The organism is Nonlabens ulvanivorans (assembly GCF_000732625.1).
GTDB lineage: Bacteria > Bacteroidota > Bacteroidia > Flavobacteriales > Flavobacteriaceae > Nonlabens > Nonlabens ulvanivorans.
In genome coordinates this window covers 330,065-344,670 of record NZ_JPJI01000026.1, presented here as the reverse complement: position 1 = coordinate 344,670, position 14,606 = coordinate 330,065, and the positions used below count along the sequence as shown (strand labels likewise).

Below are 14,606 nucleotides of genomic sequence, written 5' to 3'. Positions count from 1 at the left end.
CACAAAAAAGGTGGACTGATTAAGTCCACCTTTTTTATTTCATTCTATTAAGTTATTACTTTAAATCAAAACGATCTAAGTTCATCACTTTATGCCACGCAGCGATAAAGTCTGCTATAAACTTATTCTTACTGTCATTGCTTGCATAAACTTCTGCTATAGCTCTCAACTCTGTATTAGAACCGAATATTAAATCAACACGTGTACCTGTCCATTTCAAGTCACCAGTCTTACGATCACGTCCTTCAAATAATAAATCTGCAGACGATTTAGATTGCCATTTTGTGCTTAGATCTAATACGTTAACAAAGTAGTCATTAGTTAACTGACCTGGTCGATCTGTGAAAACACCATAGTTAGACTGATCATAGTTAGTATTCATTGCTCTTAATCCACCTACTAGGACAGTCATTTCTGGTACTGATAAGCTCAGTAAGTTAGCTCTATCAATCAATAAGTCTTCACCAGCCGCTTTTTGTTCACTACCTAAGAAGTTTCTAAATCCGTCTGCACGCGGCTCAAGATAAGTAAAAGATTCAATGTCCGTTTGCTCTTGAGTAGCATCTGCTCTTCCTGCGTTAAAAGGCACAGTAACGTCATGTCCAGCAGCTTTTGCAGCTTTTTCAATCGCAGCATTACCACCTAAAACGATTAGGTCTGCCATAGAAACTTGTTTGCCTCCAGTTTGTGCATTATTGAAGTCGCTTTGGATTTTATCTAATGCATCAAGAACCTTATGCAATTGTTTTGGGTTATTTGCTTCCCATTGGTTTTGCGGCGCTAGCCTTATACGTGAACCATTTGCGCCTCCACGTTTATCGCTATCTCTATAAGTTGAAGCACTTGCCCATGCTACGGATACTAATTCTTGAACCGTTAAACCACTATCTAAAATTTGAGATTTCAGATTGCTAATATCTTCATCATTGATTAATTCATGAGTAACTTCTGGAATTGGGTCTTGCCATAATTCTTCTTTTTCTGGGATGTCATTACCTAAGTATCTTGTGGTAGGTCCCATATCTCTATGTGTTAATTTAAACCACGCTTTTGCGAAAGCGTCTTCAAACTCATCTGGATTTGCTCTAAAGTGTTGAGATATTTTAAGATATTCTGGATCTGTTTTTAAGGCTATATCTGCTGTTGACATCATTAAATCCTGACGTTTTGAAGAGTCACCAGCCATAGGAGCTCGATCTGCATTAGATGCGTCAGTAGGTCTCCATTGATGAGCGCCTGCAGGACTTTTAGTGAGTTCCCATTCATAATCTAGTAATACCCTAAAGTAATCATGATCCCATTGATCTGGATTAGGAGTCCATGCACCTTCTAGACCACTGGTGGTAGTGTCATCACCGTGTCCAGTACCATAGCTGCTATTCCATCCTGTACTCATTTCTTCGATACGAGCACCTGCTGGTTCTGGTCCCATATACTTCTCTGGGTCTGAAGCACCATGAGCTTTACCAAAGGTATGACCACCAGCTACCAATGCAACCGTTTCATAATCATTCATAGCCATACGACCAAAGGTTTCTCTAATGTCGTGTGCGCTACCCATTGGATCTGGTTTTCCATTAGGTCCTTCTGGATTTACATAAATCAATCCCATATGCGCAGCACCTAGAGTTCCTTCTAATTCACCATTTTCATATCGAGCATCGTTTCCTAACCATTCTGTCTCACTACCCCAGTAAATATCTTGTTCTGGTTCCCAAATATCTTCACGACCACCAGCAAAACCTAATTTTTTAAGCCCCATAGATTCCATCGCAACATTACCTGTAAGTATCATAAGATCTGCCCATGAGATACTTTTTCCATATTTCTGCTTAATAGGCCATAATAACAATCTAGCCTTATCTAGGTTACCATTATCAGGCCAGCTATTTAAAGGAGCAAATCGTTGACTACCAGAACATGATCCACCACGTCCATCACCGACACGGTAGGTACCAGCACTATGCCAAGCCATTCTCACGAAGAATCCACCATAATGCCCATAATCTGCTGGCCACCAATCTTGTGAATCTGTCATTAATGTCGTCAAGTCTTTTCTTAACGCCTCCATATCTAAACTATTAAACGCTTCCACATAATTAAAATCTGGATCCATTGGGTCTGATTTAGGTGCGTTTTGGCGCAAAACATTTAATCTTAATTGATTAGGCCACCAGTCTTTATTGCGTGTACCACGACCAGCTGTATTAGGTGTAGCGCTACCCATAAAAGGACATTTTGCAACGGCATCAGAATTATTGATGTCCCATACTTTTGTATTATTAGAGGAATCCATATGTTGAATTTTTTAAATTAGATTATGGTTAAAATTAGGTATAAGATAGGTTTCGTTTTAAGAATGTTAATTTCTTATAGTTACATTGATATAAGTAAAAACTATCACTTAATAAAAATCAATATATTTTGATTATAATTTATAAATATTGAATTAAGAAAATTCAGCTCTTACGGATTTCACAAACTCCACATAGTAATCTAGATCCTTTTGTGTGGTAGCAATGCCTACAGAAACACGAGTTGCACCACGCATATTTTTTAATTTACGAACTAAATCTTTGCGATTACTATTATCAGAGGTATAAAATTCATTCTCGATACCGTCATTTGTAATGTGATTATTAAGTTCATCAATTCCAGGATTACAGAAACATCCAGACCTTAAAGAGATATTCATAAGGTTTGCTTTTTCTTCAACATCATAAACAGATATTAATGCTCCATCAGGATTAAAAAAGTTCATAATAATTGTCCCACCAGTAGTCTCACGACATGATGGACCAAATAAATGTATAAACCTAGAGCCATCGTTATAACGTATGTCCTTAAGAGATTGATATAAGTACTTAGTCATAGATGTGATGCGTTCATTAATACGTTGCATACCTATTTTACTGATGTAGTTAAGGCCTATGGTGACCGCAGGAATATCTAGATAACTTATGGTGCCATTTTCAAAACGTTCATAGTCATCTGCCAGAAAATAAAAAGGATTGCTTACACTCGCGTACTGAACTGTGCCGCCAGCAAACCATTTTTTTTCTAGTTTATGAAAAGCAGATTTTTTTATTAATAAACAACCTAGACCTGTAGGATATCCAAATATTTTATAAAATGAAACAGCAACAAATTCTGGTTGATATTTTTTTAAATCTAAAGGGCTGCTCGGTACATAAGCTGCGGCATCTAGACATACATCCCATCCATTACTTTGTGCTTTGTTAATCCATTCTAGATCATGTTTTACTCCAGATACATTAGATTGTGCCGGATAAGTAAATAATTTATTCTTTTTATATGCATGTTGTTGAAGACTTTCCTCCAGATCTTGATCGCTTATCATAAGATCTTCATAGTTAAGTGGTGCATAACTATAGCTGCCACCTTGCTTGCTGCAATACTCTCGCATGCCATGCACGCTGTTATGATTATCTGCAAGCATAAGTAAGTGACTATCCTTATTATGAGGATAACATTCTCCTACAATCTTTAAGGCACCACTGGCATTTTGTGTAAAAACGCATTGATAGTCTTCACTAGCATTAAAAAAAGTAAGAACCTCATCTCGGGCTTCTTGAACTAATTGTGTAGCTAATAAACTAGAAGGGTTTCCAGAATGTGGATTACCTAATACATTATTGCGCAATAAAGATTGATGCTCATCAAGTTGTGATTGAGCATATAAGTTACCACCAGTAAAGTCTAGATACGTATGTTGCTGTTGACATAGACGCGAGTACTCTTTGCGTCTTAAATCGTTAAAATATGTATCATGTAGTAAAGTGGGTTTTTGGGCTGTTTGTTTTTTATATAGGCTGCTTAACATGACTTATGTTAATGGTTAGTTTTCAATGTCTTGCCTAAGTTAAGAAAATATAATGGAGGAATTAATGTATCGCTATTTTATTCTATGAGTTTTACCCGTTTTAATGTGGTGTTGTACTCTTTACCATCACGTAAATAGATGATATCTATCGTTTCTAATTTTTCTAAATCAAGATCGTTATAAATGTCACAAGACGTTTGATCATTAAGTTCTCTTAAATTATAGTCGTTGATACATAATAGTTGATCGCCTATTTGTAAATCTAAATCTACCTCTTTAATCACAGCAACTACAATAGCTTTGTTTTCTTTAAATCTTGTTTGGAATCCAAAAACACTTTTCTCTCCTTTTTCATATTCTTTTATTTTTTTGAGATAAATAAGGTTAGAAGACCAATCCATAATCATGTCATGTTTATTCATAAAGTCATTACCTATCAAACTACCATGATCCAGTTCTACAATTTGTTGTCCCATATCTATATCGCCTATTCTTAAACTATCTATTTTTATTGTTCTAGTAGAAATAGAGTCTTTTACATCGTACAGCCCGACACTAGAACTGCCGTATTTTACAAAACCTATGGCATCATCAAAATCTGCGATGTCACTATCAACATCTAGATGCCCAGCAAATCCTGTATCAAAAGTGTATGTCGTAGAAACACCATTTACAAATCCGACTACATATGGAGTTTTTTGATTGCTAGTAAAGAAGTTAAGACGATCCTCATAACTGGTAATATCAAAATTAGCAAGCTGGTCTGTTATTGTTATTTCATGATTTTGATAATCAAATTTCCAAAATGATTTTGCCATCTGATTAGCGCCTATAATTCCATCGATTCCCATACAGTTGAATTCAAAAACATCGCGCAGGTCTGCAACTATAGCTCCTATATCATTGTAAATTAGATTTCCTATCCTTACTTCTGGTATAATAACGACCTCTTGATTATTGGACTGTCCTTGGGAATCTGTTACGTTCGTACTATTTGCCGGATTAATATTAAGATCCTTATAAATCTGGTTAGAAATAACGGTAGGAGCACCGGTATCTACTAAAAAAGTATAGGTTTTTTGATTGATCACTACATCTATTAATGCAAAATTATAATCATAATTAAATTTTATAGTTTCCATATAATCATCCTTTGCCACCTTGCCACCATTGAGTGTTTTAGAAAGACTATTACAACCTATAATAGTTAGGATTAATATTAAGTAGACCAGTTTTTTCATAATCAATAATTTAACTTTTAAAGATAGAGGTTAAGATGGGTACGCTTTCGCGAAAGCGTAATAATTCACATTTTTCTAACATCTAAAATCGCTATTTTTGAGCAAACATTCTATACATGGACATCAACTTCAATAAAAACGAAGATCATAATAAGTTACTACTTTCAGATTTAAAGCGTAGGCTAGGTGAAGTTCATCTAGGTGGCGGAAAGAAACGCATTGAAAAATTGCATTCTAAAGGCAAGATGACGGCGAGAGAACGTATTGATTATCTGGTTGATAATCCAGAAGATTGTATTGAGATAGCGGCATTTGCAGGTGATGGAATGTATAAAGAACACGGTGGTTGCCCTAGTGGTGGCGTGGTTATTAAAATAGGTTATGTAAAAGGTAGACAAGTAATGGTGGTGGCAAATGATGCTACTGTAAAAGCTGGAGCCTGGTTTCCTATTACTGGTAAAAAGAACCTGAGAGCACAAGAAATTGCTATGGAAAATAGATTGCCTATTATCTATCTAGTAGATAGCGCTGGTGTTTATTTACCAATGCAGGATGAGATTTTTCCAGATAAAGAACACTTTGGACGCATATTTAGAAATAATGCCGTGATGAGCAGTATGGGAATTACTCAAATTGCTGCGGTTATGGGTAGTTGTGTCGCTGGTGGTGCTTACTTACCTATAATGAGTGATGAGGCACTTATCGTTGATAAAACAGGAAGTATTTTTCTTGCTGGCTCTTATTTAGTAAAAGCTGCAATAGGGGAAAGTATTGATAATGAAACCCTAGGTGGAGCAACTACACATTGCGAGATTAGCGGTGTGACTGATTATAAAGCTGCAGACGATAAAGATGCACTTGATAAAATCAAAAACATCATAGATAAAATAGGTGACTATGATCGTGCAGGATTTAGTAGAGTAGAGGCTGTGAAACCAGCTCTAGATCCTGAAGAATTATTTGGAGTACTTCCTAGAGAACGATCTGCACAATATGATATGATGGAAATCATCAATAGAGTGGTAGATGCAGATACTTTTGAACCTTATAAGGATGGCTATGGACAGACTATTATTACAGGTTATGCTCGTATTGATGGTTGGGCGGTAGGAATTGTAGCAAATCAACGTAAAATTGTAAAGACCAAGAAAGGTGAGATGCAATTTGGTGGTGTGATTTATAGCGATAGTGCAGATAAGTCTACACGCTTTATAGCTAACTGTAATCAGAAGAAAATACCGCTAGTGTTTTTACAAGATGTAACTGGTTTTATGGTAGGTTCTAAGTCAGAACATGGCGGCATCATAAAAGATGGTGCTAAGATGGTAAATGCTGTTTCCAATTCTGTTGTTCCTAAATTTACTATCGTGATCGGAAATAGTTATGGAGCTGGAAACTATGCGATGTGTGGAAAAGCTTATGATCCTAGATTAATAGCAGCATGGCCTAGTGCAGAGCTTGCTGTGATGAGCGGTAATAGTGCCGCAAAAGTACTGATGCAAATTGAAAAAGCATCGCTAGAAAAGTCAGGTAAAAAACTGACTGAAGAGGAAGAGAAAGCATTATTTGCAAAAACAAAAGATCGTTATGATGAGCAAGTATCTCCATACTATGCTGCATCACGCATATGGACTGATGGTGTTATCGATCCACGAGATACACGTAAGTGGATCTCTATGGGAATTGAAGCAGCAGATCATGCGCCTATAACAAAGGATTTTAACTTAGGCGTTATACAGACATAATTAAATTAATAACACAACAAAAATAAAGCTCCAAAATCATTCTTGATTTTGGAGCTTTATTTTTTTAAAGAAAAATTATAGTTGCTAGTTCTTAATGAAGTTTTCAGCACTTCTACCATTGTTGGTATCAATTACAAGTAAATATTGTCCTTTACTTAGGTTTTCAATATTAAGTGCATACTTGTTACTCTGGTTTTTCAACTGTATACGTTTGATGTTTTTACCAGTGATATCATATATACTAATAGCTTCTATAGATGAGTTCATTGTGTTGATATTTACTAAATCATGTGAAGGATTAGGAAATAGTTCCAAATCGACTTCTATGTCGACTATACTGGCTGTTGCACAATTCATATTAAATGAAGCTGTAGGATCGATGTTATTTACAAAATTACTATTCATGTAGGTTATATCAGATACCTCAATACAAGTAAGAGCTGGATTGTTAAGAGCATTAAAACTCCAAAAGTTTTGATTGGTAGGATCTATAGGGTCATTTGCAGCAAGCAGACCGTTTGCACCGTTATTTAAATTAAGTTGTGTTAATTGATTGTTGTTTACGTCGATAAATGTGAGTAAAGCATTTGAAGATAAATCTAATTGACCTAGGTTATTGTCTCCTGCTCTTAGAAATTGTAGAGCACTATTCATAGAAAGGTCTAAATTGCTTAAATTGTTATTATTGAAATAAGCGCCTTCTAATAAAACATTCTGACTGAAGTTTATTGTGCTCAAAAGATTGTTTGCGAAACCAACCTCAATCAAGTTAACGTTACTATTAATATTTACTGCGGTAAGTTCGCTATTTTCCCAAAAAAGAGATTCTACACTACCCAAAAGGCTGAAATCTGGATTTGTTATTCTACTACCAATGTTGATTAGATCTATAAGGTTTGGGTTGTTAGTAAAATCAATTGATGATATGGGATAGTCAGTACTGGTGCGATCAAAATTATTTGAACCAAATCTTAAGTATTCTAACTGCGGATTTTGAGAAATATTAATACCTGTTAATAATGGACAGGATAGTAATTCTAGTCGTTCTAATAAAGGATTTTGAGTAACATCAATGGATGTTAATTGACTTGCAAATGCAAGTCTTAAGGTTCTTAAACTGGGGTTATTATTGGTGTTTATACTTGAGAAGGTTCCGCCTATGGCATCTAGAAAGTCAAGATTGATAGCTCCAGAAATGTCGATATTCTGTAAGCTAAAATTAAAGATAAAGCTGGCATATGTTATTGAATTTGTTGAACTCATGTCCACTGTAGTAATAGAGTTATTACCTAGATTTACAAAGCGAGCGTTATTAACTAGTTGAGAGTTAAATGTAGCTATGGAATTATCATTTGCTCTTAATGTGTCTAGAGCAACAAATGCCTCTAAACCAGTTAAGTCACTTATACCTTTATTAGATATGTCTAAAGTGTTTACGGCACTTACATTTGCACTATCTATTAAATTATCTAATACCGTATCATAACCTAAAGCGATTAGTTCTTGTTCAAAATTATCATCAGGAATTATAGTTTGTCCTGCTGGAACATTTATTTTGGATAGATTAAACGTGGCTTGAGCGGTTGGAATCCCACAAGCAGCCATGGTATTTTCTGTATAATTTATAGTAAAATTATTATCACCACTAGTAATACTCCATAAAGAGTTGTTACCGGCACTAGCCTCATCATAGATGATATTAGGAGCCGTGGTACATTGTAGGGTTGTGTCTAATAAGGGAACAGCTATTTCATTATTTGATAAGTCTAAAACTACCGAAACTGTTGCACCATTAAACTCAGGAAGTAATTGAATCGTAAATACTCTCTCACTAGGTGTGTTTCCGACTGAAATAAAAACATCTGTTTCATTAAAATTAGAAGCGGTAAAAGCAGAACCTACTCCGGTAGTCCCGTTAGTAAGTTGGTATAAGCCAACCATAAAATCATTAGGTTGAGCTGTCATTAATGAAATATTGAGCACAAACCCAATGATAATAAGTAATTTAATTTTCATAATATGTAGTTTGGTCAAAACTACAATCATAGCATAGAGTTTAAAATACCCTATTTGGGGTATATTTTACAACAGTTCAAGAGCTAAAGAAATTTTAACAATTTCAGCATTTTTTGATACATCAAGTTTTCTATAAATATTTTTTCTATGGGTATGGACACTATGCTTAGAAATAATAAGAATTTCGCTTATCTCTTGATTAGATTTTCCTTTTGCGATAAGCTTTATGATTTCTTTTTCCCTTTTAGTTAAGGTTTGAAATCGTTGCCATTGTAGAAGAGATTTTTCTCCCCATGGAATTATTTGCTTCAATACTTTTTCTAATCCACTTTGTTGGTGTGGAAAAAAAGTAGTGTTGAGGCTTAAAGTTTCATTCAATAATATCTTATTTGTGAAATAAGTAACCATTTTACCATTCATTGACACACATTGTAAATAGTCACTAACTTCATCAAAGTCATTTTTTAAATTTAGAATTTTAGCTTTGTTGATAGCATTTTGGTATAAATGAGGATTTGATATGGATGGTAAATATTCGATCCCAATTTCATAAAGCAATTCCATTTCTTGACCATAACTAAAAAATACATCGGCAAAAACTTCATACTCTAAGGTTTCTCTATCATTTACATAAACCGGTTGAGGTAGAAAATCTACTATCGAGTTAAAACTATTTCTATCATTTTGAAATAAGTGTTTTAACCTAAAGGCAAGATGTTGTGATTGAATGCGGTACTCTTTCTCGGTAAATAGATTCATTTCTCTATTTTAAATGAAGCTTAAAAACGTCACCGGCAAGATGGTTGATAATAGTAGACATCTCTTCAGGTCGCTCTAAAGTTGGATAATGGCCGCAGTTTTCTAGCTCAATATAACTGGTGTTATGCGATGATTCTTTAACTACCTTTTTCAGATATTCTTTGTTTACTGATGGGTCATGCGAGCCACTTACTATAACTTTAGGACACTTTAGATTTGTAAAAGACTTATATTGATCTGACCAATTACCATTAAATAAGTCTTCAGCTGTCGCAGATCTTACCTTGGGATTAGAATTTTTAAAATCACTGACTATTTGTTCTGTAAATTTTTGCTCATACACCGTTACAGATGCTGCACTTGCTATTTCTTCATCAGTAGATTTTTCTTTTAAAAAGGTCTGTAATGCTTCTACAGGTATAAAAGCTTCTTCAAAATTAATAGGCTTCTTAACAGGTGGCGCACTAAAAATAATCAACCCTTTAAGTTTCTTTATTTGATTTGCGATTTCCATAGCAAGATGACCGCCTAAACTGTTGCCTACCAGTAATATAGGTTGGTCATAACTATTAATAAGGGATGTTAACTCTTGTTTGTAAAACTGTAAACTAAAATCAATATTATCATCTGGATTCTCGTTAATTTCGTGCCCAGAAAGCGTAGGGATTAAAACTGAGTTATTTAACCTTAAATCTTTAAAAACTTTAGATGAAGATGAGTTTCCGTGAAGTAAAACGATGATGTTTTCTTCATCTGAGCTGATAAATGTACTTTTCATAAAATGTAGGTTACTCAAATTAAATCAATTTAATTTTCTTACAAAAGAAACCGATTGATTAATTTTAGTCAATCTCTTAATTTATAATATTTTGACTTTAAAAAAAATCATTTACATTATCATTATTGCGATGATTGCGTTTTTAGGCTATCAGGCGATAAGCTTTTTTGCAATAGAAGAAGATAAAATTAACTCGGTATATTTAATACCAAGTGACGCTATCTTCATCATGGAATTTGATGAGCCGCTAGAGAATATTGAAACACTCTCCACGAGTGCTCTATGGGATCATTTACAGACTAATGATCAAATTCATGAGATGTCTGCCAAAGTTAATGCGCTAGACTCTTTGTTTCAGCAAAAAAGTGATCTCTTTAATATGATAGGAGAACGCGATGTCCTACTATCTGCCCATATGATTAAGCGTGATGATTATGCTTTTCTCTATGTAGTGGATATGGATAAGTTATCGCGATTAGGCGTTATTAAAAATAATATTAATCAATTACTCAATAAGGATTTTAAAGTAACTAAAAGAAATTTTAAAGAAGTTGAAATTACAGAAATCACTGATCTAGAGTCCTTTGAAACTCTTTCCATTGCATTTGTAAAAAACCAAATGATTGCCTCATACACACATTCTCTAGTGGAGAAGTCCATAGATGAATATGAAAATCCACAAATCGGTAGAGATTTACAATTCTTAGAGATCCAAAAAGAGCTCAAAAAGAAAGGTTTATTTCGTTTATATCTTAATCATAAGCAACTTACCAGCTACTACAAAGTATTCTCAAATGAACCTAGTGCAATTGTTGAAACACTAGAAACCAATTTTAATTTCTCTGGATTTAATATAGATGAAGATGATGATCGTTTGTTAACCGCAACAGGTTATTCTAGCGGTAATGAGGTAATGGATGCGCTGGTAAAAGCGCTTGATGATTCGGGCACTGGTTCTATAGATGCTATAGGTGTTTTGCCTCAAGAAACAGCGCTGTACATGAGTTTTGGCTTTGAAGACTTTATCACACTACACGAGTCTTTTTACAATTTATTGGGTGAAAAACAGCCTGATATGGCGAAGCAGTATGAAGATGGAAAAACTAGAGTAGAAGAGTTCATAGACATCGATTTAGAAAATGATTTTTATAGCTGGATTGATGATGAGATCGCTTTCGCGAAAGCGGACTTCCCACAACTCAACGATAAGGACGGACTTGCCATTGCCTTTAAAACTAAAGACGTAGATGATAGTAATAAGCATTTACAGCACATAGAAAATCAGATTAGAAAAACAACGCCAGTAAAGTTCCAAACGGTAGAGTACAAAGGATATGATATTCACTATTTAAATATCAAAGGCTTTTTTAAATTAATATTGGGTTCGTTATTTGAAAACATAGAAAAACCATATTACACCACGATTAATGAGTACGTAGTTTTTAGTAATTCACCTATAACCTTGAAACTATATATAGATGCTTATGAATCTCAAAAAACCTTGTTTACAGACGAGTATTATCGTGATTTTATAGATGAATTTAGTAATTCTAGCAATGTGTTTTTATATGTAGACACCAACAAGCTAGCGCACGCTTCACAATCATATTTAAATGCTGATTCTAAGAAGGAGCTTCAAGATAATGAGAATTTCTTCTCGCAATTCACACAGTTAGGACTAGAGCTTAAAGCAGATGGGAACCATTTTAAGACTAAAGCCGTAATTCATTTTGATACAGATTATGATGTAGAGGCACAACGTCTTGAAAAAAAATCTGAAGGCATACCGTTTTCGGTTTTAGAAATTGAAAAGGAGGAAATTAGCAAGGAAACGATTTTTGATATTCCTGAGATTTTCCCTAACGATTTTACAGCGAACAGTTATGTAACTAAATTTAATACCGGTAAAACAGAAATGAAAGTATACCTAAAAGACGGTATACCACATGGACGCTATAAACTCTACTACTTTAATGGTGAATTAAAGATTTCTGGTCGTTTTAATAAAGGAGAAAAAACAGGAACCTGGCGAGCTTATACAAGAGATGGTAAATTATATCATAAAAAGAAGTTTTAGTAAAGCTAAATCTGTCACGCTGAATTTATTTCAACATCTCACTTTACAACGACGCTAGTGTATTGCTACCACCAGCCATAGAATTTCATTAACGGCAGATTTTAAATCAAGTTCAGAATGACAGATTACAATAATCCAGCCATTTGCTGCTGTAATTCTAACGCTTTAGCACGTGCAGCTTGAGCAAAGTCTTTTCCTTGAGATGCATAAATAATACCTCTAGAGGAATTTACTAATAAACCTACCTGATCATTCTTACCGTATTTTACAACCTCACTTAAAGAACCACCTTGAGCTCCTACACCAGGAACTAATAAAAAAGCATCTGGTACAATAGCTCTAATGTCACTTAAATACTCAGCTTTTGTAGCACCTACTACATACATCAAGCGATCACTATTTTTATATTGTGAAGCTGTTTTAAGAACCTCTTGGTATAGAGGTTTTCCGTCAACTGATTTAGTTTGGAAATCTGTGCTGCCGCCATTTGAAGTAAGTGCCAGAAGAATCGCAAACTTATCCTCAAAATCTAGAAAGGGTTCTACAGAATCCTTACCCATATATGGGGCAATAGTTACACTATCAAAACTTAGGTCTTCATAAAAAGCCTTTGCATATCTAGTAGAGGTATTGCCTATATCACCACGTTTAGCATCGGCGATGGTAAAGTGGTCCGGATAATTCTCGTTAAGGTAATTAATAGTTTTTTCCAGTGCCTGCCAGCCTTTCACACCATAAGCTTCAAAGAAAGCCGTATTAGGTTTATAAGCCACACACAAATCATGAGTAGCGTCTATAATCGCCTTTGCAAATGCAAAAATAGGATCTTCTTCCTGCAACAAATGAGCTGGTATTTTTTCAAGATCAACATCTAAGCCTACGCATAGGAAGGATTTCTTATCGTGAATTTGCTGGGTGAGTTGGGATAAAGTCATCGTGGTTGCATTGTCTCGGCGGATGCAATCCGCCCTTACTGGTTAGGCTACTTCGTTTCTAGTTTCCGCTCATTGCATGCGAGGTTACAAACCTTCATCTGTCATTTTTAACTTCTCGGTATTATCCACCAGTTGAAGTTCATCTATAATCTTTTGAATATCACCATTAATGATATTGTCTAGGTCATATAAAGTCAGGTTGATACGGTGATCTGTAACACGACCTTGTGAGTAGTTATAAGTTCTAATTTTGGCACTACGGTCACCAGAACTTACCATGCTCTTACGCTTCTCAGAATCGGCTTCCATTTTCTTTGCAAGTTCCATTTCATATAAACGAGAACGTAAAACTTTTAAAGCTTTTTCCAGGTTTTTATGAGATGATTTTTGATCTTGACAACTCACGATCATTCCGGTAGGCTCGTGGTGTAATTTTATAGCACTATAAGTTGTGTTTACAGACTGTCCACCAGGACCAGTAGAAGTTGTACGTTCTATACGTACTTCAGTCATATCTAGTTCTACGTCAAATTCTTCTGCCTCTGGAAGAACCATAACTGTTGCTGCACTCGTGTGAACACGACCTTGAGTTTCAGTTTGTGGTACACGTTGTACACGGTGCACTCCAGCTTCAAATTTAAGTGTTCCATAAACATCTTCTCCATTTACTTCTAGAATGATCTCTTTATAACCACCACTAGTACCATGACTGGTATCAACTACACTCGTGCTCCATCCTTTACTAGAGCAGTATTTTTCATACATTCTAAAAAGATCTCCAGCAAAAATACTCGCCTCATCACCACCAGCACCAGCACGTATTTCCATTACAGCATTCTTAGCATCTTCTGGGTCTTTAGGCACCAGCATCATGCGTATTTTTTCTTCTAATTCAGGTATAGCTTCTTTAGCTTCATCATACTGCATCTGCGCCATTTCAACCATGTCTGCATCGCTACCATCTGCTATGATTTCTTTTGCTTCATCAAGATTTGCCGTAAGAGTCATGTACTCTTCACGTACTTCCATTAAAGCTTTAAGGTCTTTATATTCTTTAGTAAGTTGAACATATCGCTTTTGATCAGAAATAATATCAGGTTGGATGATTAAATCATTAACCTCGTCAAAACGATTTTTTACTATATTTAATTTATCTATCATGGTCTATATCAAGTCCTGCGAAAATACAAAATTCGGCCCAATTTTTTACT

General features: G+C 35.0%; 10 protein-coding genes. 2 read left to right on the top strand and 8 right to left on the bottom strand.

Annotated features, from left to right (window positions below; all coding sequences use genetic code 11):
- Positions 1-55: 55 nt before the first annotated feature.
- From katG to IL45_RS05325, 3 genes are all read right to left on the bottom strand, one after another.
- Positions 56-2,296 (bottom strand): catalase/peroxidase HPI, encoded by a 2,241-nt coding sequence (gene katG / locus IL45_RS05335; protein ID WP_036581212.1) that lies wholly within the window; start codon positions 2,294-2,296, stop codon positions 56-58.
- 153 nt (positions 2,297-2,449) lie between these two features.
- Positions 2,450-3,844, bottom strand: coding sequence for an aminotransferase class V-fold PLP-dependent enzyme (locus IL45_RS05330; protein ID WP_036581211.1), 1,395 nt, complete (start codon positions 3,842-3,844; stop codon positions 2,450-2,452).
- 77 nt (positions 3,845-3,921) lie between these two features.
- A complete protein-coding gene (locus IL45_RS05325; protein WP_036581209.1) occupies positions 3,922-5,085 on the bottom strand; it encodes an aspartyl protease family protein in 1,164 nt (387 codons plus the stop codon).
- Between the two features lie 116 nt (positions 5,086-5,201).
- On the opposite strand from IL45_RS05325, the gene IL45_RS05320 reads away from it, so the two are divergent.
- A complete protein-coding gene (locus IL45_RS05320) occupies positions 5,202-6,830 on the top strand; it encodes an acyl-CoA carboxylase subunit beta (RefSeq protein WP_036581208.1) in 1,629 nt (542 codons plus the stop codon).
- Positions 6,831-6,914: 84 nt separating this feature from the next.
- Here IL45_RS05320 and IL45_RS05315 read toward each other — a convergent pair whose 3' ends face one another.
- The 3 genes from IL45_RS05315 to IL45_RS05305 all read right to left on the bottom strand — a co-directional run bounded on the left by IL45_RS05315 (position 6,915) and on the right by IL45_RS05305 (position 10,383).
- Positions 6,915-8,846: a T9SS type A sorting domain-containing protein gene (locus IL45_RS05315; RefSeq protein ID WP_160165389.1), complete on the bottom strand. Its 1,932-nt coding sequence runs from the start codon at positions 8,844-8,846 to the stop codon at positions 6,915-6,917.
- Positions 8,847-8,912: 66 nt separating this feature from the next.
- The gene (locus IL45_RS14725) at positions 8,913-9,605 is read right to left on the bottom strand and encodes a response regulator transcription factor (protein ID WP_051788659.1); all 693 of its coding nucleotides are present in this window, start codon (positions 9,603-9,605) and stop codon (positions 8,913-8,915) included.
- Positions 9,606-9,609: 4 nt separating this feature from the next.
- Entirely contained in the window at positions 9,610-10,383 is a 774-nt protein-coding gene (locus IL45_RS05305; protein ID WP_036581205.1) for an alpha/beta fold hydrolase, read from the bottom strand.
- Between the two features lie 91 nt (positions 10,384-10,474).
- Between IL45_RS05305 and IL45_RS05300 the strand changes: the two genes are divergently transcribed.
- Positions 10,475-12,460 (top strand): DUF3352 domain-containing protein, encoded by a 1,986-nt coding sequence (locus tag IL45_RS05300; RefSeq protein ID WP_036581202.1) that lies wholly within the window; start codon positions 10,475-10,477, stop codon positions 12,458-12,460.
- A gap of 125 nt (positions 12,461-12,585) precedes the next feature.
- Here IL45_RS05300 and pyrF read toward each other — a convergent pair whose 3' ends face one another.
- Positions 12,586-13,395, bottom strand: coding sequence for an orotidine-5'-phosphate decarboxylase (gene pyrF / locus IL45_RS05295; protein ID WP_036581200.1), 810 nt, complete (start codon positions 13,393-13,395; stop codon positions 12,586-12,588).
- A gap of 84 nt (positions 13,396-13,479) precedes the next feature.
- Positions 13,480-14,556 carry a peptide chain release factor 1 gene (prfA, locus tag IL45_RS05290; protein WP_006797143.1) on the bottom strand — a complete coding sequence of 359 codons (1,077 nt, stop codon included), beginning with the start codon at positions 14,554-14,556 and terminating at the stop codon, positions 13,480-13,482.
- Between the last annotated feature and the right edge of the window lie 50 nt (positions 14,557-14,606).